At 58.5% G+C, this 25883-nt stretch carries 20 protein-coding genes; 10 read left to right on the top strand and 10 right to left on the bottom strand.

Features of this window, described 5'->3' with window-relative positions:
• Positions 1 to 179 precede the first annotated feature (179 nt).
• Together DW171_RS06440 and DW171_RS06435 are read right to left on the bottom strand one after the other, a co-directional pair.
• Entirely contained in the window at positions 180 to 1808 is a 1629-nt protein-coding gene (locus DW171_RS06440; protein ID WP_233539122.1) for a UDP-glucose--hexose-1-phosphate uridylyltransferase, read from the bottom strand.
• Positions 1799 to 3004 carry a galactokinase family protein gene (locus DW171_RS06435; protein ID WP_118270753.1) on the bottom strand — a complete coding sequence of 402 codons (1206 nt, stop codon included), beginning with the start codon at positions 3002 to 3004 and terminating at the stop codon, positions 1799 to 1801. The genes DW171_RS06440 and DW171_RS06435 overlap by 10 nt, the downstream gene beginning before the upstream one ends.
• 383 nt (positions 3005 to 3387) lie before the next feature.
• Between DW171_RS06435 and DW171_RS06430 the strand changes: the two genes are divergently transcribed.
• Together DW171_RS06430 and DW171_RS06425 are read left to right on the top strand one after the other, a co-directional pair.
• Entirely contained in the window at positions 3388 to 4374 is a 987-nt protein-coding gene (locus DW171_RS06430; protein WP_118270752.1) for a LacI family DNA-binding transcriptional regulator, read from the top strand.
• 129 nt (positions 4375 to 4503) lie between these two features.
• Positions 4504 to 5664 carry an FprA family A-type flavoprotein gene (locus tag DW171_RS06425; protein WP_233539121.1) on the top strand — a complete coding sequence of 387 codons (1161 nt, stop codon included), beginning with the start codon at positions 4504 to 4506 and terminating at the stop codon, positions 5662 to 5664.
• Between the two features lie 66 nt (positions 5665 to 5730).
• On the opposite strand, the gene DW171_RS06420 is transcribed toward DW171_RS06425, so the two are convergent.
• Positions 5731 to 6534, bottom strand: coding sequence for a DeoR/GlpR family DNA-binding transcription regulator (locus tag DW171_RS06420; protein ID WP_118270750.1), 804 nt, complete (start codon positions 6532 to 6534; stop codon positions 5731 to 5733).
• A gap of 335 nt (positions 6535 to 6869) precedes the next feature.
• Between DW171_RS06420 and DW171_RS06415 the strand changes: the two genes are divergently transcribed.
• Positions 6870 to 7727: a class II fructose-bisphosphate aldolase gene (locus tag DW171_RS06415; RefSeq protein ID WP_118270749.1), complete on the top strand. Its 858-nt coding sequence runs from the start codon at positions 6870 to 6872 to the stop codon at positions 7725 to 7727.
• Between the two features lie 322 nt (positions 7728 to 8049).
• On the opposite strand, the gene DW171_RS06410 is transcribed toward DW171_RS06415, so the two are convergent.
• The 3 genes from DW171_RS06410 to vsr all read right to left on the bottom strand — a co-directional run bounded on the left by DW171_RS06410 (position 8050) and on the right by vsr (position 11132).
• The gene (locus tag DW171_RS06410) at positions 8050 to 8673 is read right to left on the bottom strand and encodes an HAD family hydrolase (RefSeq protein ID WP_089572377.1); all 624 of its coding nucleotides are present in this window, start codon (positions 8671 to 8673) and stop codon (positions 8050 to 8052) included.
• Positions 8674 to 8729: 56 nt separating this feature from the next.
• Positions 8730 to 9659, bottom strand: coding sequence for an AraC family transcriptional regulator (locus tag DW171_RS06405; protein ID WP_158549316.1), 930 nt, complete (start codon positions 9657 to 9659; stop codon positions 8730 to 8732).
• 498 nt (positions 9660 to 10157) lie between these two features.
• Entirely contained in the window at positions 10158 to 11132 is a 975-nt protein-coding gene (vsr, locus tag DW171_RS06395) for a DNA mismatch endonuclease Vsr (protein ID WP_118270748.1), read from the bottom strand.
• Positions 11133 to 11444: 312 nt separating this feature from the next.
• Here vsr and DW171_RS06390 point away from each other — a divergent pair, with 312 nt between their 5' ends.
• Together DW171_RS06390 and DW171_RS06385 are read left to right on the top strand one after the other, a co-directional pair.
• Positions 11445 to 12230 (top strand): ABC transporter ATP-binding protein, encoded by a 786-nt coding sequence (locus DW171_RS06390; protein ID WP_118270747.1) that lies wholly within the window; start codon positions 11445 to 11447, stop codon positions 12228 to 12230.
• Complete coding sequence (locus tag DW171_RS06385) at positions 12220 to 14457, top strand: ABC transporter permease (protein WP_118270746.1); 2238 nt, start codon at positions 12220 to 12222, stop codon at positions 14455 to 14457. The genes DW171_RS06390 and DW171_RS06385 overlap by 11 nt, the downstream gene beginning before the upstream one ends.
• A 328-nt stretch (positions 14458 to 14785) precedes the next feature.
• On the opposite strand, the gene DW171_RS06380 is transcribed toward DW171_RS06385, so the two are convergent.
• On the bottom strand, positions 14786 to 15751 hold the full coding sequence (locus DW171_RS06380; protein WP_118270745.1) for a response regulator transcription factor: 966 nt from the start codon (positions 15749 to 15751) through the stop codon (positions 14786 to 14788).
• 330 nt (positions 15752 to 16081) lie between these two features.
• Here DW171_RS06380 and ptcA point away from each other — a divergent pair, with 330 nt between their 5' ends.
• The 5 genes from ptcA (at position 16082) to DW171_RS06360 (ending at position 22257) form a co-directional block, all read left to right on the top strand.
• Complete coding sequence (ptcA, locus tag DW171_RS06375; protein WP_117583532.1) at positions 16082 to 17155, top strand: putrescine carbamoyltransferase; 1074 nt, start codon at positions 16082 to 16084, stop codon at positions 17153 to 17155.
• A 133-nt stretch (positions 17156 to 17288) separates the two neighbouring features.
• Complete coding sequence (locus DW171_RS06370) at positions 17289 to 18728, top strand: APC family permease (RefSeq protein ID WP_118226933.1); 1440 nt, start codon at positions 17289 to 17291, stop codon at positions 18726 to 18728.
• Positions 18729 to 19095: 367 nt separating this feature from the next.
• Entirely contained in the window at positions 19096 to 20301 is a 1206-nt protein-coding gene (locus tag DW171_RS06365) for an agmatine deiminase family protein (protein ID WP_118270744.1), read from the top strand.
• 374 nt (positions 20302 to 20675) lie between these two features.
• Entirely contained in the window at positions 20676 to 20858 is a 183-nt protein-coding gene (locus tag DW171_RS10080) for a hypothetical protein (protein ID WP_147327489.1), read from the top strand.
• On the top strand, positions 20848 to 22257 hold the full coding sequence (locus tag DW171_RS06360; protein WP_117774345.1) for an APC family permease: 1410 nt from the start codon (positions 20848 to 20850) through the stop codon (positions 22255 to 22257). The genes DW171_RS10080 and DW171_RS06360 overlap by 11 nt, the downstream gene beginning before the upstream one ends.
• Positions 22258 to 22292: 35 nt before the next feature.
• Here the strand turns inward: DW171_RS06360 and DW171_RS06355 are convergent, their stop codons facing one another.
• The 3 genes from DW171_RS06355 to DW171_RS06345 form a co-directional block, all read right to left on the bottom strand.
• Complete coding sequence (locus DW171_RS06355) at positions 22293 to 22484, bottom strand: hypothetical protein (RefSeq protein ID WP_117629864.1); 192 nt, start codon at positions 22482 to 22484, stop codon at positions 22293 to 22295.
• A 758-nt stretch (positions 22485 to 23242) separates the two neighbouring features.
• Positions 23243 to 23893, bottom strand: a complete 651-nt coding sequence (locus DW171_RS06350; protein ID WP_117818019.1) for a GNAT family N-acetyltransferase — start codon at positions 23891 to 23893, stop codon at positions 23243 to 23245.
• 383 nt (positions 23894 to 24276) lie between these two features.
• Positions 24277 to 25308: a 3-deoxy-7-phosphoheptulonate synthase gene (locus DW171_RS06345; protein ID WP_118270743.1), complete on the bottom strand. Its 1032-nt coding sequence runs from the start codon at positions 25306 to 25308 to the stop codon at positions 24277 to 24279.
• Positions 25309 to 25883 lie beyond the last annotated feature (575 nt).

Genomic DNA, 25883 nt, shown 5'->3' with positions numbered 1-25883 from the left:
GGTTTTCGCTGTCGTTGCCAAAACATCGACGTAGCCATTGGGGACGCTCTTTAATGACTGGTCGTTTAAGAACGTCCCCAATGGCTACACTCAAAAACGGCGCCCGTCGGCGATGTTGCCGGCGGGCGCCGTTGTCTTGAAGACGAAATGATCCGTTTTCCTCCGTCTCCAAGGGATCATTACAGTGAGTCGATAAAGCGCTGCTGGGCGGCGCGGCCGGCTTCGTCCCACTTAAAGACGCCGGCGTTGTCGAGCACGTGGCCAAACACTACGCCGACTTCCTCGTGCAGGATGCCGATGGCGCTATCCGCCGTAAGCTCGTCGGCGCGGCGGGCATAGACGTCCTCGGCCCACGCGGCATGGCTGCGGCAAAGGTCGTCGCCTTCGAGCGCACTGGCAAGGTCGTAGCTGGTATCGGCTTTGGCTGCCAGCAGGTGCTCGCGGACAGCGCCGAGCTCGGGAACCAGGCGCGGCGGAAGAATAGCCAGGCCCATAACCTCGATCAGGCCGATGTTCTCCTTCTTAATGTGGTGATACTCGGCATGCGGGTGGAAAACGCCCAGCGGATGCTCGTCGGTCGTGATATTGCAGCGAAGCGCCAGGTAGGCCTCGTAAATCTCGCCGCCGGCGTTGCCGCGGGAGTCGACGCGGCGGATGACGGGCGTCACGGTGTTGTGCGCTACGCCGTCGGCCGTGTGCGCGATAACGCCCACAGACTCGTCGGTCCACTCGCGCCAGGCGAGGATAATCTTCTCGGCAGCGTCGAGCAGCTGAGCGCGGTCATGCGAGCGCAGGCGCAGCACCGAGAGCGGCCACTGCAGCACAGTGCCGGTGACCTGGTCAAAACCGGGCATGCTAAACTGCGAGACCTCGGTGGCATGCATCATGGGGAACTCGTGCGCGCCGCCCTGGAAGTGGTCGTGCGACAGAATCGAGCCGCCCACGATAGGCAGGTCGGCGTTGGAGCCGATGAAGTAATGCGGGAACAGGTCCACAAAGTCGAGCAGGCAAGTCAGGCCCTTGCGGTCGACGTGCATCGGACGATGCTCGGAGCTCATGGCAATGCAGTGCTCGTTAAAGTAGGCGTACGGGCTGTACTGGAAGCCCCAGCGCTCGCCGTTGAGCTGGATGGGGATAATGCGCAGGTTTTGGCGAGCGGGGTGAGCGCCGCCGTCGGCTGCGGCGGAGCGTCCGGGATAGCCCTCGTTTTCGATGCAGAGCTGGCAGGCGGGATACTTCTCGCCCGTGTTCTTGGCGGCACCTGCCGCGGCGATATCGCGCGGATCCTTCTCGGGCTTGGACAGGTTGATGGTGATCTCAAGATCGCCCCAGTTGGTGGGGGTGCTCCATTTGATGTTGCGCGCGATGGCGGCGCGGCGCACGTAGCCGGCGTCGCAGCACAGGCCGTAGAACCAGTCGGTCGCGGCGCGGGGCTCGTTGACGCCCATACGTCCGTTGAACTCTTCGTTTACAACCGAAGGCCTCGGCATGAGCGCACCCATGATGCGCATGGCGATGCGGTCGCGGCCTGACGCCGTGTCCTCGGCGGCACCGTTGGTAACGGCGGCCTCGGAAAGCGCGGCAAGCGTGCCTTCAAGATCAAAGTCGGGCAGGGTATTGGGGTGCAAGAGCGAAATCTTCTCGGTCTTGAGTGCCCAAGCCATGTCGAGTGCGGGGCCCGTGGCGCCGATGCACTCCAAAATGGTGTTGTATGCCCAGATCCGGTCGTCCTGGCCGATCATCGATCGGTGGATGGCGTACTCGATCAGGTTCTGCGCGGCCTCTCGCACGTCAGTCATTACAGCCATGCCGCGTAAGCCCCCTTGTCAGAGATGGCGTAGTGACGGGCAGAGCCCTCGCCCAGCCAGCCGTTCATCTTGGCAATGAAGGTGTCGACCAGATCGAGCGGCACGAAGGCCTGGATGGTGCCACCAAAGCCGCCACCGTGAATGCGAACGGCGCCGCGGCCGTCGAGCACGTGCTCGGCCAGCGCCAAGGCATACATGGAAGGCTGTTCAGATCCCAGCTTGGCAACGACATTCTGCAGGTACATGGCAGAGCTGGCGCCGGACTCGCGCGTCAGGACCAGGAACTGGTCAATGTCGCCGGCGTTGAGCGCTGCCCAGCGCTTGTCGACCAGGCCGTTCTCGTACCAGTAGTGAACGGCGCGCAGGCAGGCGCGGTCGCCCAGCTTGGCGCGCAGCTCGGGGAGTTTAGCGTCAAAGTCGGCAACGTCGACCTCGCACAGGCGTGCCTTGCCAAACTCGGCGGCGACGTCCTGCATCTCGCGCGGAACGGCGGCGTAGTCGTCGGTAGCTGCCACATGGTCGGCGCCAACCTTAACGAGCACAAGTGCATAACCGTGATCCTCAAAGTTGAGCTCGAGCTTTTGGGTCTTAGGCTGGGCCTGGTCCTCAAAGTCCATGTAGGCAAGGCCGCCCAGGCACACAGCGGCCTGGTCCATCAGACCGCAGGGCTTGCCGTAGTAGTTGTTCTCGGTGCGCTGACTCATCTGGGCGAGCGTGACGGGCTCAATGGCGGGCGCGCCCCAGAGTGCCTCCATGGCACGACCGTACGCGGCCTCGACGGCGGCAGAGCTGGAAAGGCCGCCACCCGAGGGGACGGAGCAGGTGAAGGCGAAGTCGAAGCCCTGGGGCTCAACACCAAGCGCTGCGACCTCGTGGGCCATACCGCGCACGAGGCTTGCGGACGTGCCCTTCTCGGACTCCTGAACATTCAGCGTGTCGAGGGTAATCTCAAACGTGGGGTAGCCCTCGTCGGCGACGCGGACCTTGTTGGAATCGGTTGCCACGGCGATGCCGTCGACGGCGACATCGAGCGAGCCGGCGATAACGTGACCGCCCTCGTGATCGGTGTGGTTGCCGCTGATCTCGGAACGGCCGGGCGCGTGCACATAGAGCACCTGGCGATCGCCGATGGGGCCAAACTCCTCCTCAAACAGCTTGGTGAGCGTGGCGAGTGTCTTTTCGTCGGGGGTGGTCATGAGGGTCCTTTCCTTGGCGCATACTGACGAGTTTTCCGTCGTAGTGAGTACGTTAACAATCTGAAGTGGCATAAACTCAGCATCTACGATGCCGCACGTTACGGGCTATGTTAACGTACTCATAACACAACACGTATCACTTTTTGAGAATCTGGTAATCGGTAGAAATTCAGCCGTGAACGGTACTGCCGTATGGACTTATAAAGCAGAAGAGATGCAGATTGAAAAAGTAGAGTACGTTAACATGCGTCCGACGATAGCGGGCCTCGGCGCGGGATGTATTTCTGCCCGGTCCGGCATTCACGCTATTCAGATCTCTCAAGGGTGAAGGTGATCCTGTGGCAAGGCGCCCGTCCAACGATACAGGTACGCGTCCGGTCTCCATGGCCGACGTCGCCCGCGCTGCTGGCGTTTCGCAGCAGACGGTTTCGCGCGTCGCCAACGGCTTGCCCAACGTTAACGAACAGACGCGCCAGCGCGTGCAGGCCGCTATGCAAGAGCTTGGCTTTCGTCCGAGTTATGCCGGTCGCTCGCTGCGCGACGGCCGTTACCATTCGGTCGGGCTGTGCGTCAACGATGTCACCAAGTTTGGGAACCTCTCAATGATCGACGGCATCGCCAGCGCAGCTCGCGAGCATAATTGCGCCATCACGCTGGTCGAGATGTCCAAGACCGAGGAGTTTTCGCTTGCCGAGGCCACGCGTCGTATGGCCGCGCTGCCCGTGGACGGTATCATCATCGGCATGAGTCGCATGGCGCCCGATTTCGAGACGTTCGATCCGTTGCCGGGCATTGGAACGGTCATCGTTACCATGTACGCGCATCCGCGCGTGACCACGGTCGATTCCGACCATTACGGCTGCTCGCTATTGCTTATGGATCACCTGTTTGAGCTGGGGCACGAGCAGATTCGCTATATTGGCGGCCCGTCGTTCTCGGTCGACGAGCAATTTCGTCGCGCCGGTTGGCAAGATACACTCGAGCGTAAACACATCGAGACGGTAGAGCCACTCGAGGGCGACTGGTCTGCCAACAGCGGCTACGAGGCCGCTCGGTACTTGGCTGAGCACGACCGCACCATGACGGCGATTTACGCGGCAAACGACCAGATGGCAAACGGCGCCATTGCCGCGCTGCGCGATAGCGGCTTGCGCGTGCCCGAGGACGTGAGCGTGGTGGGCGTCGATGACTCGCTCGACGACTTTGTCGCACATAACGAGCTCACGACCGTTCGATTCGATCTGCATCAGCGCGGGCGCGAGGTGTTCGAGCGCGCAGTTCCCAAGGCGGGGGCATCGCACAAAACCGTCGCCATTCGTATTCCCGGTCAGCTCATCGTTCGACACACCACGGCAGCGCCGCGCGCATAGTTTTCGCAGGTCAACGGCTCGGCGTTGCATATCAATAACAATCGGTAAGGATGCCGGCAGATAGCCGTGACTATGAAGGCGAGTGCTATGATAGACGGGTTCATTTGTCTATCTAGGAGGCTTTGCCTGATGGAGATCACCAAGGATATCCGCTACATTGGCGTTGACGATCATGACATCGACCTGTTCGAGGGCCAGTACGACGTGTCCGAGAACGGTATGGCATACAACAGCTACGTTATCTTGGGCGAGAAGATCGCTGTCGCCGATTCGGTCGATGGCGGATTTGTCGACGAGTGGCTCGGCAACCTCGAGACCGTACTCGACGGCCGCACGCCCGACTACCTGGTCATCCATCACATGGAGCCCGATCACTCCGCCGGCATCGCCGCCTTTATGGAGCGCTATCCCCAGGCGCAGATTGTGGCAAGCATGGGCGCCTTCCGCATGATGGTCAACTACTTTGGCACCGACTTCCCCGAGCGCAAGATGGTTGTCAAAGAGGGCGACGTGCTTGATCTGGGCGGCCACAGCCTGACCTTTGTCGGCGCCCCCAACGTTCACTGGCCCGAGGTGCTGTTCTCTTACGAGGCCACCGACAAGGTGCTCTTTAGTGCCGACGGCTTTGGCAAGTTTGGCGCCAACGACATCGAGGATCCCGAGGGTTGGGCCTGCGAGGCGCGCCGTTACTACTTTGGCATCGTGGGCAAGTTCGGCAAGTTTGTGCAAGCGGTGCTCAAGAAGGCCGCCGATTTGGACATCCAGATCATCTGCCCGCTCCACGGCCCCGTGCTTACCGAGAACCTGGGCTATTACCTCGACACCTACAACACCTGGTCGAGCTATCAGCCCGAGGACGAGGGCATCACGATTGCCTATGCGAGTGTGTATGGCCATCTGAAGGCTGCCGTTGAGGAGCTCGCTTCTGCGCTCGAGGCCCGCGGCCAGAAGGTTTCCGTCTTTGACCTAGCTCGCGACGATATGGCCGAGGCCGTTGAGGACGCGTTCCGCTATGACCGTCTGGTGCTTGCCTCCATTACCTATCAGGGCGAGATCTTCCCGTTCATGAGCACCTTTATCCATACGCTTGCCGAGCACGCCTATCAGAACCGTACGGTGGCACTCGTTGAGGCCGGCTCCTGGGCGCCCACTGCCGCTAAGGTTATGACCAAGGAACTCGAGGGTATGAAAGACATCACGCTGACGCAGAACAAGGTGACCGTCCTGGGTTCGCTCAACGACGCATCGCGCGCCCAGATTGAGGCCCTCGCTGACGAGCTCTCCAAGTAGCGATACGTTCACGTTTAACGCTCAAACCACCACAAAGGGGACAGGCACCTTTGTGGTGGTTTTTGTTTAAGTGCCGGCGATGACGAGATTTGGGCGGGCGTTGTCGACGGTCTCGGCGATTGAGATGGCGACGGCGTGATCGGGGTCACGGTCCATCACGATGGCGTTGACGTCGGTCAGCTCGGCAAAGCGGTACATGCCACGTCCGTTGACCTTACTGGCGTCCATGAGGGCGACACTTTGACGAGCGGCGCCAATCATGGCCGTTTTGGTCTCAGCCATCTGGGGAAAGTCGGTGGTAAAGCTGCAGCCGGGAACGAAAGCGCCAGGGCACATGACGGCAAGATCGGCGTGGACCATTTGGAGCGCCTGCATGGTAAGTGGGCCGTACAGATAGCGATGGCCTTTGCGCAGTGCCCCGCCCAGCATGACGACATCGACTGAGGGCATGCTCTCGTCGATGTAATCGGCAATGGTAATGTCGGCCGTGATGACGGTGATGCCATCGCGCTGGTCGAGGAGCCGGACAAACTCGAGCGCTGTGGTGCCCGAGTCGACGAGCAGGGTGTCACCGTTGCTGACGAGCTCGATAGCGCTTTGCGCGATGGCCTGCTTGGCGGCGACATTGACGTTGATGCGGCGATCCTGGGTGGATACGGTCAGTCGCTTCTGGAGCGACACGGCGCCGCCATGCGTGCGGCGCAGCTTGCCGGACTCGGCTAGCGCGTCCAGGTCGGCGCGGGCGGTGACGGAGGATACGCCAAAGGTCTGGGCGATTTCTGCCACCTGCACAGAGGCGTTATGTTCAAGCATCTCCATGATGGCGGCGCGTCGCTCATCGGCGAAAGCTCGGGTTGTTGCGTGGGCCATAGCTGCTCCATCCTCAGCCTAAATTTGCAGGAATTGTGTTGAGTCTATTTTCGTTCATTTTCTTTTTGAGCAAGTAAACGCCTTTCGATTACTTATCTTTTCTATAAAAGAAAGATGATTCGCTTGAAAACGGTAATGTCGGATAGGGGAATTTAGCCTGAATCCCTTCCGTTTGCTTTTCAAAAACGAGCGTTTTGGCCTGCGTGCCGGCGATATCTCGTACATGCGACAGATGCGATTTTCATACAATGAACGCAGAAAAACGCAAGGTAAAACGCCTTGTGAACAACTATGCCCGATGTCCAGATGCGGGCGAGGGAGAGGAGCAAACGCTCATGGCACTTGTTACCACCGAAAAGATGCTCAAGGACGCTCAGGCCGGCCACTACGCCGTCGGCGCGTTCAACGTCGAGAACCTCGAGTTTGTTATGGCCATTCTGGCCGCTGCCGAGGAGACCAAGTCCCCCGTCATCATGCAGACCACCCCGGGCACCATCAAGACCGCTGGTCTGGACTACTTCTACGGCATGGTGAAGGCCGCCGCCGAGCGCGCTTCCGTGCCCGTCGCTCTGCACCTCGATCACGGCGATGGCTATGACCGCTGCATGCAGGCTTTCCGCACGGGCTACACCTCTGTCATGATCGACGGTTCGCACGAGTCCTTCGAGGACAACATTGCCCTGACCAAGTCCGTCGCCGATGCTGGTCGCGCCATGGGTGTGCCTGTCGAGGCTGAGCTCGGCAAGGTTGGCGGCAAGGAGGACGACGGTCCTGCGGTTGAGGGCGAGAGCCCTTACACCGATCCTGTCGAGGCCAAGGAGTTCGTCGAGCGCACCGGCTGCACCTCGCTGGCCATTGGCGTTGGCACCAGCCACGGCGTGTACACGAGCGATCCTCACATCGAGCAGTCCGTGGTCAAGGCCATCCGCGACGCCGTCGACGTGCCGCTGGTTCTGCACGGCACCTCCGGTGTGCCCGATGAGCAGGTTGCCGAGGCTGTGAAGAATGGCATCTGCAAGGTTAACTACGCCACCGAGCTGCGTCAGGCCTACACCAAGGGCTTCATGGCCTACATGGCCGAGAATCCCGCCTGCTTCGATCCCAAGAAGCCGGCCAAGGAGGGCATGCGTGAGATCACCGAGCTGGTTAAGATCCGCATGACCAACCTCAACTCCGTGGGCAAAGCAGAGTAACAGCAAGGGTACTCCGACTCGCTACATATCCCGGGGAGGGACGAGGACTTAGTTCCCCAATCGTCCTCGGGCATGCAAAAAGCCTCGCTGCGCACTTCGTGCGGCGAGGCTTTTTGCCCCTTGCGGAAAGATTGGGGAACTAAGCCCTCGTCCCTCCCAGGTTGACCTACTCGAGGTCGTCGCCCTTGTGGCGTTAGGGCGGAAAATAATAAGAAGCCTTCGCGCTGCGGAATGATTTTGGAAACTAAGTACGGGGACCCGCCCAAGCCGTCCTGCTCAATCGCCCTTGTGGCGTTGGGACTGAAAGGGTGGGACGCGTGGGTTATTTGGTTGTTAGGGTTAGCAGGTCGTTGGGGGTTTTGAGGTTGTAGGTGGCGTTTGGGATATCTTGGTGTGATCCCCATGCTGCTCGGGCAAAACTGACCCCTGCTGAAGTTGCGCACTGTTCGTCGTAGACGGTGTCGCCAACGTAGACGACGTTGCCAGGATTCGCGCCCGCACGTCGGAGATATTCGAGCATGGGTGCGGGTGCGGGTTTATGTTCGGTTGTGTCTTCGACAAGGATGATGTGCTCAAAATACTTATCGAAACCAAGGGGTGCAATTTCTTTTGCGTATTCGTCGCGCGCACGTGAGGAGACGATGCCAAGTTTGCAGCCGCTATCGGCGAGTGTTGCGATGACTTCAAGCAAACCTGGAAACACGCTGATGGTGCTTTTAAAGCTGGCGGCAACTTGGCACCAGCGATCCAACGTTGCCTGCGAGTAGATCCCAAGTTTCTCAAGGGCATCCTTGCCGGGTATGCCGAGGGCAAAGTCAAGCTCGTGTCGGGGAAGCGTTTTGCTGGTCTCTTCTTGGACAATCTGGACAAGCGATGACAGAACGCTTTCTTCTGTATCTGCCAATGTCCCATCAACGTCAAATACGATATGGTCAAAGTGCTTCATATGATTGCTCCTCTCTGTTGTTTGCCTGCAAGTTTGATGCAGTGACAGAAGAAGGGTTAGCGGGATTTCTGCCTGGTGCTATCGAGATTCTGCCTCGCTGCTCGATAGCTCGAAGGAGTGCACCCCATTTGTTCTTTAAATACCTGGCCAAGATGGCTTGCTGTTATAAATCCGCATTGGCGCGCGACTGTCTGTACCGTTCGCGTGGTGTGTGCCAAAAGTTCGCAAGCACGGTTTATGCGGTATGCGCGTAGATATGCCGCCGGGGTCGTTCCTGCACAAGTTTCGATAATGCGGTAACACTCTCTTTCGCTTACGCCGGCTGCAGATGCCATCTGGGGCACATCTATAGCGGCTGCATAGTTTGCGCGGATAAAGTCCAGGATTGCCTTGAACTGTACGTCGCGGCTGGTCATCCAAGAGGCGCCGTCGGAAGAAAAGAGCGGTTCGGCCTTGGCGTTAATCTGAATCCAGAGCTCTGACAAACTATTTCGAAGCGCCATCTCGTTCTGCGGCCGTTGAAGGTCGTGGCTAAAGGAGCTCTTCAGCAAATCGATAAAGGGCATATCGTCGGGATTGGTGGGCGACCATTTGAGCACATCGACGCCTCGACATTGAAGCAATGGGTTGATGTAGCGCTTTTGGAGACGTCCCGCGGGATCGCCGAGCATCGACGGCTGAAAGATATGCAGCATTTGAATGGCTGGCGCCGAATTGGGTGATTGCAGCGTGCTGTGCAAAACGCCGCCGTTGATAAAGCCGGCGGACCCTTCCTCAAAGCGTACGTGCTCATGAGCCGCGTGCGTTCGATAGTCAATCGCTCCCTGCTCCATGTAGAAAAGCTCAACTTCGGAATGCCAGTGCCAGGGGACGGAATTGCCCGGATAGCGAGCGAATTCTGCGCGTTCGGCAATATAGGGCCAGTCTTCGGCGGTCTCGGGAAACGCTTCCTCGCGTCCTCCGCGGTGCAATTCTATGTGATCCATGTTTCGCATGGCATCAGTATAAAGCGCGATGGGCTTAGATTGCTCTTGCCTGTTCGGGGAACGCCTTGTCTAGGGATGCTTGGAGCTTTTCGAAGGATGCTCGTAAGTTGAGGCTCTGATCGGCTGAGCGCTTGGTTTTTGTGGTGGGGGAGTCGAGGAGGCCGTTTCTCTGTGTCGGGGGGAAGGAGAAAAGGTTTGCATGTTTTAGGGATGGCTGCTGTGCTGCGTCATTGGAAGAATGCATGCTTTTGCGGCCTCCTCGATGTCCACCAAAAGGTTGCGCACGGGGTGTGCTGCTAGGTCCCGTGCGTTGGCGGTATTATGCCGCGGCTGTTGCAAAGAAGCGCTAAAGGAAGGCTTAATGAGATTTGACGTTGCGATGAAACCGCAGTTCAAAGCTATCGAGTAACACTCTTGAAAGGTTTTGAGCTTAAGGGCTTTCTAAGGTTTGTGACGTGGATGTGGCTTGCCTGTGTGGGGCGTGTGGATGGCTCGTTCCTAGCGCTGCGGCTCTGCGGCGCGCACCTGTTCGATGACCTTTTCCATCGTGGCGTCGATGCGGTCTTTTTTGAGCTCGCATTCCCAGATGGTTATGGGTGTCCAGCCCATTTGAGTGAGTGCTGCCACGGCAGCGCGGTCGCGCTCGACGTTGCGACGGAACTTTGCCTCCCAAAACTCAACGTTGCGCTTGGGCTGGCTAGGGTTGCACTTGGGACAACGGTGCCAAAAGCAGCCGTTGACGAAGATGGCGATCTTGCGCCCGGGAAAGGCGATGTCGGGTTTGCCGGGTACCTTCCATTCCAAGCGATAACCCGTAAGGCCCGCTGCGCGCAGGCGCTGTCGTACGAGCAGCTCGGGCTTGGTATTGGCGCGCTTGTTGCCCTTCATGGACTTTTTGATAGCGGCGCGACGGCGGACCAGTTCGCGCTCGTCAGCGGAGAGGTCCGAGGTATCGATGCCGTCCAGCAGGCCGGGCTTCGGACGCTTTTTGCTGCGGCGCTTAGGTGCACGCTTGGGTTTGTCGGCTGTGTTGGGCGCGGCGTCATCGGCAGAGCTTGTCTCAAGCCGATCTTCCTTCAGCTCAATCAGGGCATCGATGAGTCCCTTGTCGGCGGGCATCCACTCAACCGTGGCAAGCGAGGTACGCGGAATCCAGCGGATATCGAGCTGGCGGTCGTGCTTCTGGGGCTCATCGGATTCATCGGCGAGCGAGCAGTAATAGCACTCCATGGAGAGATGAAAATCGGGGTAGTCGTACTCAACAGTGTAAAAATCGCGCAGGTTGGTGACTTTTACCTGCAGCTCTTCCATAAGCTCGCGTCGCACGGCGTCTTCGGGTGTCTCGCCGCGCATGAGCTTGCCACCGGGGAACTCCCAAAGTCCCTGCATGTTGCCATAGCCGCGCTGCACGGCAAGTAACTCATCGGATCCTTCCTTGCGAATGATCCCAGCGGCAACATGAACGGTCTTCAACAGGAGTCCTCTCTCAACAACGACAATCGACGGGGTAGCTAATTTGGGACGGGGCTATTTTGACTACCTTTCAAGCGAATGATCTACCCGATGATTTTTCTGGGACGGGGATTAAATAATCATTCGGTACAAAATGATTATTTAATCCCCGTCCCAGAAAAATCATCGCCAAGGTAGTCAAAATAGCCCCGTCCCAAATTAGCTACCCGTACCTTACACAACGGTAAGGCAAGCGTAAGCCATATCGATGGTAGCCGACTCGGCTTCTTGCGACTATAGATGCCGTAGACTAATCGCAAGAAAGGACTCGGTATGCAAACCACGCACATGGCGACCCCGGTACTGGAGGTCGCGCATCTCGAAAAGGTATATGGAGCGCTGGGCAACGTGACCCGCGCGCTCAACGACGTCAGCTTTACCGTCAACCGCGGCGAATTCGTTGGCATCATGGGCGCCTCGGGCTCGGGCAAGTCGACGTTGCTCAACTGCGTCTCGACCATCGATAGCGCTACGAGCGGCACCATCCGCATCAACGGCCAGGACGTAACACGCATGAAGCAGGCCAAGCTCTCGCAGTTCCGCCGCGAGGAGCTGGGCTTTATCTTCCAGGACTCTAACCTGCTCGATACGCTCACGGCACGCGAGAACATCGCCCTGCCGCTCACCATCGCCCGTACAAACTCGGCGGAAATCTCGACCCGCGTGCAGGATGTGGCAGCGCGCCTGTCCATCAGTCAGGTGCTCGACAAGTATCCCTACCAAATGTCGGGCGGCCAGCAGCAGCGCGTTGCCGCGGCTCGCGCGCTCGTCACCGACCCCACCATGATCATGGCCGACGAGCCCACCGGCGCCCTCGATTCCAAGAGCGCCCGTCTGCTGCTCGAGAGCCTGGAGGCCCTTAACCGCCGCCTGCGCGCCACGGTGCTCATGGTCACGCACGACAGCTTTGCCGCCAGCTACACGAGCCGTGTGCTGTTTATTCGCGACGGCAAGATCTTCACCGAGCTGCGCCGCGGCGACACCGACCGCCGAGAGTTCTTCGACCGCATTATGGAGGTCATTGCCATGATGGGCGGTGAGGGCTCCGATGCTCTGTAAACTCGCTTGGGGCAACGTCCGCCGCGCCGGCCGCAACTACCTCGTCTACCTTTTGACGCTCACCCTGGGCGTTACGGTCTTCTATGCCTTCAATACCGTCTCGATGCAGGTCGACATTGCCGGCATCAAGGAGCAGGGACTGTCCGAGCTCATGGGCAGCATGCTCGGCTACCTCACGTACTTTTTGGCCGGCGTCATGGCCTTTTTGATGGTGTATGCCAATAACTTCATCATGAAACGCCGCAAGAAGGAGTTTGGCCTGTACCAGGTGCTCGGCATGGGGCGCGGGCGCGTCGCCACGATCATGGCGCTCGAGACCGTGATAGTATCGGTCGTGGCCTTTGTCGCCGGCATTGTGCTGGGCGTGGGGCTCTCCCAGCTCATGACGTTCTTTACGGCCTCGCTCTTTAAGACGCAGATCGCCAATTTCCACTTCTTTTTCTCGGTGCATGCGTTCAACCTGACCCTTGCCTGCATGCTCGTAATGTTTGTGCTCACGCTGCTGCTGAACCTTCGCGCCGTGCGTCGTACCAAACTCATCGAGCTTATGGGTGCCGAGCGTCGCAACGAGAGCATCAAGACACGCAACCCCTGGATCGCGATTGCCATCTTTGCCGTGGGCGTGGTGCTTGTGGGCGTGGCCTATTACCGTCTGCTACGTGATGGGTTCCCGCTAACCGCGACGGACAGCAAGCTGCAAGAGGCTATGAACCAGTTTGGCATTACGACCGCTATGGTTACAGTGGGCACCTTTGCCCTGTTCTGGGGACTCTCGGGCATGCTTATCAAGCTGTTGCAGAGCCTGCGCAGCGTGTATTGGCGCGGCCTCAATATGTTTACCGTGCGTCAGCTTTCGGCCAAGGTCAACACGGTGTGCTTTTCGATGGGCGTCATCGCGATGATTCTGTTTTTGGCCATTACCTCGGTGACCTGCGGTATGTCGATTGCCAACGTGATGAACGAAAACCTGGAGCGCTATAACCCTGTTGACGTGTCTCAGACGTATGTCTATTACACGCCCGAAACGCTCGACTACTACAAGGAGTATGTCAATCCGTCTGAGGCCGATCGCATGGTGCTGGCCGATGCAACGGTCGATTTGTACGCTGCATGGCATGGCGATCGTAAAGATCCCGATAACGTTGCAGACGGTATTAAGGGCAAGTCGGCGGACAACAACGACGAGACCGGCAAGAAGGTCAATATCGCCGATGTTGCCGGTGAGCATGTGCAGATCGATTCGTATCTGAGTTACCCGCTTGGCGGCTCGGGCCCCTCGGTGGTGGCGGGTGAGATGTGCAAGGCCATGGGCGAAAAGCTTCCCAAGGCGCTCGAGGGAAGCAACGCCGATGCGATGGGTCTGTATGTGACGCCGGCGAGCCAGTACAACAAACTGCGCCAGATGATGGGCGAGGAGCCGGTGAGCATTGGCCGCGACCAGTATCTGCTCACGTGTGATATGGGCGGTGAGCTGGGCGACCTGTACACCAAGTATATGGCTGGCGGCCATGCCCTTACCTTGGGCGGGCATACGCTCAAGCCCGCAACCGATAAGTCGGACGAGGACACGGCGGCCATCGCCAACTCGGCGATGGGCAGCAATCCCGGTACCGTGGTCGTAGCCGATGAGCTGCTGTCCCAGCTTAATCTGCAACCGTATTCCAGTAATCTGCTCGTTAATTACAAACAGGGTATGGATACGACCGAGGCAGACGAGAGCATTAAATACACCTTGCTCGATAATCTGCTCGTTGACGGCAAGGAGCCGGGGTCGTGGGGAGTCTTCATCACGCGTTCCGAGATGTACACGCAAGCAGCGCAGATGAACGGCATGATTAGCTATCTGGCCATCTACATTGGCTTTGTACTGGTCGTTGCGTGCGCGGCAATCCTATCGATCCAGCAGCTCTCCAATGTGGCCGACGGCAGCCGCAGCTATCGTGTGCTGGCACAGATCGGCTGTGACGACCGCCAGATCCGGCATTCGGTGATGGCGCAGCAAGCGGTGTTCTTCCTGTTCCCGCTGGCAGTGGGCTTGGCGCACTCCTTTGTGGCGCTCAAGGTGATCATCGAGCTGGTGAGCGTATTCGGCGATATGAGCATCGCCGGCACCGTGGGCCTCACCTGCGCGATTTTCCTGGCGGCCTATGGTGGCTACTTCTTGGTAACGTACCTCATGAGCGCCGGCATGGTACAAGCTGCCATCGCCACCCGCTATAGCGAGTAGCAAGCAGGCAAAACCGTCACAAAACCAGCGCGAACAGCCGTCGCGAACGGGGTCCGGATCCCTTTCGCGGCGGTTGTTTGCCTTTCTGGTGCCTCTCAGATGCAAGTGAGTAGACTTTTTTGGACTTGTCGAGCACACCGCGCCAAACGCTCAATAAAACCGCAGGTCAGAGCTGTGGCGTTTTGGGGTGTGCTCGGCCTCATGGAAAAAGTCTACTCACTTGATTTTTTCGGCTAGAAGACCGCTGCGAGGGAAGGCAACTCCCTCGCAGCGGCCGACGTTTGTCCAGATAAAACCTGCCAAAATAAACCTGTCCCTTTTTGGTAGGTTATCGCTTCCAAAAGTGGAGGATCAACGTCGTGCGGTTTTGCTGCTCGGTTTTGACCAGGATGTTGTGGATGTGGGTCTTGACGGTGCCCACGGCAAGGAATAGCTCGTCAGCGATCTCTTGGTTCGATTTGCCCAGTACGACCAGACGCATAACTTCGGTCTCACGGTTGGAGAGCTTGTAGGCGTTGCGATAGAAGGGCATCTGCTCTTCGATGTGTCGATCAAGATCGCTGACGTTCTTTTCCTCGGGCGCCTCCTGCATGCGGATTGAAAGCACGTGGTAGGAGTGGATGATCAGCAGAATCGCAAAGTAGCAGGCAAAGACGTTTTCGCTAAAGTTGCGCTCGGACAGATATAGTTGCAGCCAAGAGGGCGCCAGACTCATGGGGACAATCAGAATGTTGTAGAAATCCTCGGCGACGATGCATCCGACCAGAATAGCGCCGATAATCAGGTGCTTTCGTTGGTTGTTAACGCGTGCCTTCAGCTCGACTTGTGTGCTCTTGCGTGCCGTCCAAAAGATATAGAGCCCCACAAATACAAGGAATGCCTGACGCATCGTGTAGTAGAGCCATTGATGCATGGGGCCGTAGGGGACAGCGACAATGATCAGCAGCTCGCTCAGGAAGAACGTTGCGACGGGAATGACAAACTGCTTTTTAGAATGCTTATCGAGCAGGTCCATGGCAATCAGCCAAATAAAAGCCTGTGAAGCGGTCGCCACAAGGGTCCGCATTACAGGCATGGTAATTGAGTAATAGTCACTGGCCGGAAAACTCTGGTTTTGCAACGTGTATTCAAAAAAGAAGATCTCGGTCATCTCGATGGCATAGCAAATAAAAACGCCGCTGCCATAGATAAAGAATCGGCGACGGGACGAGGCATAGGCGGCAAGCGAGAGCACTGCCGTCACAATACAGATCACGAGTATCGCTAGGGTATAGAAGAACATCAGAGTGTTCATCTGTCACCGTCCCATCTCATTTAATCTATGGCAAAGCCCTGTATGCCTTGTGGGGTATAGACGTCTCAACCCTTCGTTTCATTGCGGATTAGGCGCCGAGATACAGCATAGCCGTATACCGTTCGCGGTTCTAGATAGTAAACCCCCTGCAATCCCGCTACCTGCGGGTTTATATTGGTTTAGAGGGGGTGTAACTCCGTGAACGGTCTTTAATCCCGAATAAACTAGGTAAAAATTGCATACGGGTGAATGATGGTCTTGTCAACACGAGGCGTGATGTTCGAGCGCCTCATAGTAATAGTCGGCACGACCGGCGGAAAGGAAATCGACATGGCACTGCCTAAGGATTTCATCGACACCAACGACTTCACCAAAGAGCAGATCCTGGCTATCGAGGATCTTGGCCTGGCAATGAAGAAGGCCATCAAGGTTGACGGTTATTATCCGCACCTGCTCCGCAACAAGAGCCTTGGCATGATCTTCCAGCAGGTCTCCACCCGCACTCGTCTTTCCTTCGAGACCGCTATGACCGACCTCGGCGGCCATGCTCAGTTCTATGGCCCTGGCACCATCCAGCTCGGCGGTCACGAGTCCCTGGGCGACACCGCTCGCGTTATGGGCTCGCTGCTCGACATCATGATGGCTCGCGTTGACCGTCACAAGGACGTCGTCGGCCTCGCCGAGGGCTCCGCTGTGCCCGTCATCAACGGCATGTCCGAGTTCAACCATCCCACGCAGGAGATGGGCGACCTCATGACCATGCTCGAGAACCTCCCCGAGGGCAAGAAGATCGAGGACTGCACCCTGGCCTTCATCGGCGACGCCACCCAGGTCTGCGTCTCCCTCATGTTCATCGCCTCCAAGGTCGGCATGAAGTTCGTCCAGTTTGGACCTAAGGGCCACCAGATCCCCGACGGCGGCCTGCACGTTGGCACCGTCGAGGAGCGCGCCGAGTTCGGCAAGCAGATGATGGCCATCGCCGAGGAGAACTGCAAGGTCTCCGGCGGCTCTGTCGTCATCTCCGACGACATCGAGTGCATCAAGGGCGCCGACTTCATCTACACCGACGTGTGGTATGGCCTGTACGACGAGGAGGTCTCGGGCGAGAACTACATGGACGTGTTCTATCCCAAGTATCAGGTCACCATGGACATGATGAACTTCGCCGGCCCCAACTCCAAGTTCATGCACTGCCTGCCGGCCACCCGCAACGAGGAAGTCGTCGACGAGGTCATGGACGATCCCGAGCGCTCCCTGTGCTGGGTCGAGGCCGAGAACCGCAAGCACTCCATCCGTGCTCTCCTTGCCGCCCTGGGCAAGCGCACTCCGCTCAACGACGAGGGTGTCGAGTACTCCGCCAAGGCTGAGCTCCACGCCGCTCTCGAGGCTCTCGAGCAGCTCTAAGCCTCAAGGGTTCTTAAAGCACGTTTGCGGGCGGCGGATGCTCGTCTCCTGTCGCCCGCTCACCGAGGCCCAGGCAATTGCCTTAATACCTTAGGGCCTCGGATCTGTCCAAGACTGAGCGAAGGAGCTCATCATGAGCGACGGAAAGAAAAAGCTTTCCTTCTTGACGGTCATTTCGACCATCATCTGCGTCGTCTTCGTTTGCGAGGCCGCCGCACCTGCTGCTGCCATTGGCAACCAGCAGTTCTTCTGGTGGATCTTCCTGATCCTGACCTTCCTGCTCCCTTACGGCATGGTTGTCGCCGAGCTCGGCACCACCTATGACGGCGAGGGCGGCATTTACGACTGGGTACGCGATGGCCTGGGCGACAAGTGGGGCGCCCGCATTTCGTACTACTACTGGGTCAACTACCCGCTGTGGATCGCCTCGCTGGCTACCATGTTCCCCGACATCCTGGGCATGGTCTTTGGCGTCGAGTTCAACCTAATCGCCAAGATGGGTATCGAACTTGCCTTTGTGTGGATCGTCTACCTTATGGGGCGCTCCAAGGCGGCCGACTCCGAGTGGGTCCTTAACGGAGGCGCTATCATCAAGGTCGCCGTTGCCGTTATCGTTGGCGCTCTGGGCATTTGGTATGCCATGGAGAACGGTTTTGCGAACGACATGTCCGCTGCCACCTTCCTGCCCGAACTCACCAACACCAACGCTCTTGGCTATCTGTCGATCATCATCTTTAACTTCATGGGCTTCGAGGTCATCTGCACCATGACCGATGACATGGCCGATCCCGCTCGCGATATTCCCAAGGCTATCATTGTCGGTGGCGTGGCTATTGCCGTCATCTACCTGTTCGCTGGCTTCGGCATCGGCGCCGCTGTGCCGGCCGACTCCATCGACCCCGACTACGGCATGATCGTCGCAGTCCAGACCATGGTGGGCGACTCCATGATCTTCAAGGTCATCTGCATCGCCTTCCTGATCACCCTGTTCGCTAACATGGCTGCTTGGTCCTTCGGCGTCAACTCCGTCGCTCGCTACGCTGCCGAGCACGGCAACATGCCCAAGGTCTTCGCCTCGATGATCTCCGAGGACGACATGCCCAACGGCGCCAACCTGGTCAACGCCGTCGTTGCCTCCCTGGTGCTGTGCCTGCAGCTCGTTCCCATCGACGCCATCTCCAACGGTGTCTTCTGGATGCTCTTCGGCACCTCCGTCGTCTTCCTGCTGCTCACCTACATCCCGATGTTCCCGGCATTCCTCAACCTTCGTAAGAACGACCCGAACCGTGAGCGCATCTTCACGTTCCCGTTTAAGGGCGCCATGATGAAGGTTATGCTCGCCATCCCCTGCATCGAGCTGGTTCTTGCCATCGTTGCAACGCTGATTCCGTTCTCCGCTGCTGAAATTGGTGACAAGGTCCCGATGATCGTCATCTTCATCGTGCTCGTGCTCATCGGCGAGGTCGTCCGCGTCGTCAGCGCTAAGGGCCGCAAGGAAGAGTACAAGGGTCTGACCCCTGAGCTCGCAGCCCAGCGTCTCGCTGAGGAGGCCGCCGAGGCCGAGGAGAACTAGAGCACCCGGTTCTGGGACTCCGACCCTCCTCGCGTACCAACGTGCGCTTCGTCGGGCTTGTCGCTCCCGACTCTGGGCACTCCGGCCTCTTTGGAGGCGTGCCCAAGCGACAGGTTTGCTAACCATTCCCTGGGGTGGGTGTGAGCTATTGCTCCGGTAACCACCGCCCACCCCAATCTCTCTTCCGTATCCTTCGTGCGTTCTGTCTCCGCGCACCGGGTTACGTCGTCGCTTGCCGGTGCGACTCCGTGAAAACCGGCGCCGGGCGCCCCGACCTTTGCCGGGGGACGGGCGCCTACCATCTCTTGGTTTTAGGCTGCGGGTAACCCGCCCGCGGCAAACGATCGTTCGATTTGGAGGAAATCTTATGCGTACGATCACCGAGTCCGAGTCCACCCCCAAGGCCGACGGCTTCTTCATGCCCGCCGAGTTCGCCCCGCAGGATCGCGTGTGGATGGGCTGGCCCCACCGCACCGACACCTGGGCCCACGGCGCCAAGCCGGCTCAGAAGCAGTATGCCGCCATCGCCCGCGCCATCGCCGAGTTCACCCCGGTTACCATGTGCGCCAACCAGGTCGACTATGCCAACTGCAAGGCCGTCTTCGAGGAGGACGAGAACGTCACCGTCATCGAGATGACCACCGACGACGCCTGGTTCCGCGACACCGCCGCCACCTACGTCATCAACGGCAAGGGTGAGAAGCGCGCCAACCACTGGCACTTCAACGCCTACGGCGGTCTCGTCGACGGCCTCTATTTCCCGTGGGACAAGGACGAGCAGATCGCCCTTAAGATGGCTGAGCTTTCCGGCTGCCGTCGCTACCGTCCCGACGACATGATCCTCGAGGGCGGCTCCATCACCGTCGACGGCGAGGGCACCCTTGTCGTGACCGACCAGTGCCTGCTTTCCCCGGGCCGCACCTGCTCTGCAGTGCTCGAGGAGGAAGAGGATCCCGAGTCCATCTGGCCCAAGTTCAAGAAGAAGTTTGAGCCCTGGAGCGAGGAGCTTCGCGCCTACATGGACGAGCACCTCAAGGATTACCTGGGTGTCGAGAAGGTCATCTGGGTCAAGGAGGGCATCGACCCCGAGGAGACCAACGGCCACATCGACGACGTCGCCACGTTCATCGCCCCGGGCGTCATGGCCTGCATCTGGACCGACGATCCCGAGTATCCGTTCTACGAGCAGTGCCACGCTGCCTACGAGACCCTCTCCAACGCCGTTGACGCCAAGGGCCGCAAGATGAAGGTCTACAAGCTCTGCATGCCCGTGAACCCGCTGTTCATGGACCAGGCTTCCTGCGACACCATCGACGCCGACGAGAACGCCGAGCCGCGCGTCCCCGACGAGCCGCTGATCGCGTCCTACATGAACTACCTGGTCACCAACCACGGCGTCATCGTCCCGCAGTACGGCGACGAGAACGACCAGCTGGCCGTCGACACGCTCCAGAAGATCTATGACGAGGTCTGGGGCGAGGGCGTCTACAAGTGCGTCGGCGTCCAGTCCGAGCAGGTCGTCTTCGGCGGCGGCAACATCCACTGCATTACGCAGCAGGAGCCGTCCGCGTAATTGTCTGGCTTCCCGAGGCACGGCACCTTGCCCTTCAATCGTCGGGCATGACCCTTAAGGTCTATGCCCTCCTCTTTCAGGGCAATCTGCCGCACCTCGGAAACCCAGCCGATCAATCGGACAGTCGATGAATCGCACCGTGACCATCTCGGGGCATTGATGGTCGGTTTATTCGATGTCTTGGTCGGCTGGGTTTTTCTTTGGGCACTCCGTTGCCTCCACTTCGGAGTGCCCGCCTCTTTGATTGAGTACGCGTCTGATCTGGGATTTATTGCGGGTTAGGCCAATTGTTCGCTTGAATATCCCAGGTCAGACGCGTCTTCAATTGCCAAAAGATTCCGGTCGCAATCGCGGCCGTTTTGATCGGAGTATCTATGTACCAGCGTATCGTTATCTACACGCGCCTGTTCCGCGAGCGTTGGTCCAACAATTGCATCCTCTCTTCTCTTTGGGATGGCACCTGCACCGGTGACGCGGCCTGCAACCCTACCTTGGGCTGCGCCTTCGGTACAGATGCCATCCTTTTTGCTGTAGGGGGAGCGTGTCGTGGCAGGTAAAAAGTTCTCCCTGTTCGAGGTCATCCTCTCGGTTATCTGCGTTGTCTTTACCATCGAGGCGGCCGCTCCGGCATCTGCCATGGGTAACGTGCAGTTCTTCTGGTGGATCTTCCTCATCATTACGTTTTTGCTTCCCTATGGCCTGGTGGTGGCCGAGCTCGGTACGGCGTTCGATTCCGAGGGCGGTCTGTACGATTGGGTTCGCCTGGGCTTGGGCGACCGTTGGGGCGCCCGCTGCTCCTGGTGCTATTGGGTCAACTTTCCACTGTGGGTGGCAAGTATCGCCTGCATGTTCCCCAGTGTCATCAATGCGGTATGGGGCATCGAATTTTCGCTTGGGGTCCGAATTGCCATCGAGCTTGCCTTTGTGTGGGGCGTCACGGTCATGGCAATGCAGCCGGTGGCCGAGGCCGATTGGGTCATGGATGGCGGCGCCGTCATCAAGGTGCTCATTACCGCCGTGGTGGGAATCGTCGGCATCTGGTTTGCCTGCAATAACGGCTTTGCCAACGATATGTCGTTTAAGACCTTTGTCCCCGATCTGGGAGACACTAACTCACTGACGTATCTTTCAATCATCCTATTCAACTTTATGGGCTTTGAGGTGGTCGCGACCTTTGCCAGCACGATGAAGAACCCATCGCGCGATATCCCCAAGGCGGTTATCGCCGGTGGCGTTGCCATCGCGGCGATCTACATTATCTGTGGCATCGGTATTGGAGCCGCGGTTCCCACCGAGCAGCTTTCACTCGATTCGGGCATTGTGGACGCGGTTGCCGCCATGGTGGGGCGCGCTCACCCGCTGACGATGGTCGTGGGCGTGGCCTTTTTGGTGACGCTGTTCGCCAACATGATCTGCTGGAGTTTTGGCGTCAACAACGTGGCGAGCTATGCCGCGCGCCACGGCAACATGCCGCGCCCCTTTGCGCTGGTGTCCAAGAAGACCGGCATGCCCAACGGCTCAGCACTCATTAACGGTTGTTTTGCCAGCTTGGTGCTGCTTCTTCAGATTCCGCTGGGCGAAGGTTCCGACGTCTTTTGGGTTTTCTTCTCGATGAACGTCGTCTTTCTGCTCATGAGCTATATCCCGATGTTCCCGGCGTTTTGGCGCCTGCGTAAATACGACGACCGCCCACGTGTGTTCCGCGCGCCCTTCGAGGGCAAGGTGCTTGCGGTAGCGCTTGCGGTGCCGGTGGTAGAGCTCGTGCTTTCGATTGTTGCGACAATCGTGCCGCTTAACAGCTCGCCCGCCGAGATGTCAAAGTTGCCGATCCTCATGGGTGTGGTGATCGGCGTGTTGCTGGGCGAGGTTTCGCGCCTCATATCGCGCCGCGGCCGCAGCATCGACAATCCCGGTGTTGGCGCAAGGGGGACAGGTCGCTTTGCGCCAAAACAGTAGCGCCGCGAGTTGTGCGGTGCTAGTTGCATCTTGGATTACTGCTCACGCTGCTCGGGATCAGATGCGAGCTTGGGTGCAAAGTAGGGGACGTGGCCCAGGTAGGGGCAGCTGTCCTCGCGTGATTCGACGACGCAGGGGATATCTTCGTAGGTGAGTGAGTCGCTCAGGCGGGCGATGGTCTTGGCGGCGGGAGCGACGAGCATCTTGAGCGGTGCAATAGGCGCCATGGCATCTCCTTTCTTGCATGCGACCCGTGTTTTGGCGCGAATGTATACGCCGCCAGTCTAGCATCCCGCCGCGGAGAGCTCCAAACCACCACAAAGGGGACAGGCACCTTTGTGGTGGTTTTGGTGTTTGACCAGATAATACCTGTTATCGCTCCCAGGCAGTCGTTGGGGACGTTCTAAAACGGTTATAGGTTACTATCCAATAACGCCTCTGAGCTGGGCTACTATAAGATTATGGAAAACACTACTGCAAGATTATGGCAAATGATACTGTCAGATTATGGCGTGTGCTGCTGTAGTCGTCGGGGGCCTGCCTTATGAGCGCCGGCATGGTGCGAGCTGCCATCGCCACCCGCTACAGCGAGTAGCAAGCGGGCAAAACCGCCTCAAAACCAGCGCGAACAACCGCCGCGAAGAGGATCGGACCCCTTTCGCGGCGTTTTTTGCCTATCTGGAGCGCCTCAAAACCAAGTGAGTAGGCTTTTTTGGATTTGCCGAGCACATCATGACAAGTGCTCAATAAAACCGCAGGTCAGAGCTGTGTCGATTTGGGGCGTGCTCGGCCTCCTGCAAAAAGTCTACTCACTTGGTTTTGGCTGCTAGAAGACCGCCGTGAGGGAAGGCAACTTCCTCGCGGCGGTTGGCGTTTGCCCAGATAAAACCTGCCAAAATAAACCTGTCCCTTTTTGGCATGTCCCTTTTGGCGTGGCTGATTGGTTTGGGCTGTTTTGGAGAAAGCCCATGAGGCGGCACTCAGGCTAATCCTGCGTGTCGCCTCCGTACATGTAGACGATAAAGCCGTCGCCGGTGTCTTGGCTGTGATCCTCCAGGATGCGTTTCATGTTGAGGCGCTCGTAGAACTGCCAGTCAGAGTTGCAGTCGCTCATCAGGAAGAACTTGGTGCACCCGGCTTTGGCGAGTTCGGCGCGCGCAAGGTCGATGAGCTCGCGGCCGAGTCCCTTGCCCTGCCACTCGGGCACAATGATGATCAGGTTGAGCTGGCCCTGGGCATACTCGTTGCCCGTGGCGGCAAAGCGATCGGCCGTGGCCTTTTCGCGACTGTCGCCAAAGAGCGAGCCCTCGAGTTTGGCATCGGCGGTCTTTGCCATCTCGGTTGCCTGGGCGAACATCTCGTCGTAGCAGGGTACCCACGTGGGGTTGGTACGCGGCTTGCCGTCTTCGAAGATGCCGATGCAGCAGGCGGCGATAATGCGGCCCTCTGCCTCGGCAACGAGCGCGATAGGGGAGCGCTGCAGCTGCATGGCAATGTTGAAGCGCGCGCAGAAATCGGCAGCTTCGACGTCGCCGCGGTTGCGTAGCGTGTTGCACCACAGCCGGTTGTAGATGGCGGCGATACCATCCAGGTCGTCGAGCGTGGCGGCGCGCAGGGTTACGTTGTCAAGGCTCATGGAGGCTCCTTCCAAGTTGGGTCAGGCCATCTATGAGTGTGGCATGGCCGCAGGGCCGCCGCATCAACCATTCGGTAGACGACCCCCGATTCCACGGGGGCGGAGAGATAGTCATTGGGGACGTTTTTAAACGACTAGTCAAACAAGAACGTCCCCAACGACTACTCATTTAAGTACGTCCCCAATGAGTGCCCCCAATGAGTGTGCAGCCAAGGTGATGCCGTTGTTTTGGCAACGACAGCGAAAACCCGCCAGAGCGAGCAAGGTGCCTTGAAACAAGGCGGCATTGACCTTTTGGTCATGCCGCCGCAGTTGAAAGGCAGATTGCCGCTCTGGCGGGTTTGCAGCGTCGAGCCGTTACGCGGGTTGGTAAACCCGCGTAACTAAACCCGCTCTGCGATCTCGTGGATGAGGTAGTCGGTCTTTTCCCAGCCTAGGCACGGGTCGGTGATCGACTTACCAAAGACGCCGCCGTCGACCGGCTGGTTGCCATCCTCCAGGTAGGACTCGATCATAAAGCCCTTGACCAGCTTGGAGATGGACTCGTTGCGGCGGCAGCTGTCGAGCACCTCCTTGCAAATACGATACTGCTCAAGCGGTCGCTTGCCCGAGTTGTCGTGGTTGCAGTCGATGACCGCCGCCGGATTGGCGTAGCCGGCGTGCTCGGTATAGCGCTCGGCCAGGCGCTCCAGGTGCTCGTAGTGGTAATTGGGGTAGGTGCGCCCATCGAGGCCGATGTAGCCGCGCATGACGGCGTGCGCGAGCGGGTTGCCATCGCACTCGACCTCCCAGTTGCGGAAGATGAAACTCTGGTGCGCCTGCGCGGCGTAAATAGAGTTGAGCATGACGGTGGTGGAACCGGCGGTGGGGTTCTTCATGCCCACGGGCACCGAAATGCCGCTCGACACCAGGCGGTGCTCCTGGTTTTCGACCGAGCGTGCACCCACGGCAACGTAGCTCAGCAGGTCGACGAGGTACTGGTAGTTGGACGGATAGAGCATCTCGTCGGCGGTGAAGAAGCCCGTTTCCTCAATAACACGCAGATGCATATGGCGGATGGCCTTGACGCCCTCGAGCAGGTCGTCGGGAGCCTCGGGGTTGGGGTTGTGCAGAAGGCCCTTGTAGCCGGTGCCCTTGGTACGCGGCTTATTGGTGTAGACGCGCGGAATGATGATGAGCTTGTCCTTGACCTTCTCGGCGGTCTTGGCCAGTCGGTTCATGTACTCTAGCACCGAATCCTCGCGGTCGGCAGAGCACGGGCCGATGATGAGCACCTTGCGCGCGTCCTCGCCAGTAAAGACCTTGGCGACCTCGGCGTCAAATGCCTGCTTCTTGGCAGTAAGCTCGGCGGAAAGCGGCATTTCCTCGCGGATCTCCATAGGGATCGGCAGCCTGCGTTTGAATTCCATGGCCATAGGGGCCTCCTCAATCTATAGAAAGAGCAATAAGCGTATTGTCGAATGCCCGGCATTATCCGCTGTCGCACGCTAAAGTGCAAGCGAAACCTGCCGAAAAGGGACAGGTTTATTTTGGTCGGTTTTATCTGGGGAAATGTCGGCACTCGCCGGAAGGGGGGGACCGGCGTACGACATGCTGGAGCAAGTTGGACCTTCTGCGGCATATCCCGTGGACAAAAAATGGCAAATATGAGTACTGTTGCTAGCCTAGTATCATATCGATCTTATAAGATATTAGACACAACAGTAAATATGTTCATTAACGTTGGCACGCAGAAGCATGCTACCGGGCGTTTTGATCAATTTGAAGGCATATCTAGGCCGCAAAGACGTCGTTTGGGGCAGTTTTGGCTGTTACAAAAAAGGTGACAGTACTCATATTTGCCATTTTTTGTCCACGGGGTCTGGATGGCGCCGTCAATCAGGTCTCAGGGGAGGCGTTTCGAGGCCCAAAGGACAAAAAACGGGGGCGCAGGTTCATTCTGCGGGTAGCGCGCAGAGATGTGGTGTAAGAGGCGGGGAATGCCCCGCCT

Source organism: Collinsella sp. AM15-2 (genome assembly GCF_003471985.1).
Lineage (GTDB): Bacteria > Actinomycetota > Coriobacteriia > Coriobacteriales > Coriobacteriaceae > Collinsella.
The sequence above is the reverse complement of the archived record's forward strand: the minus strand, read 5'-3'. Positions and strand labels throughout refer to the sequence as shown.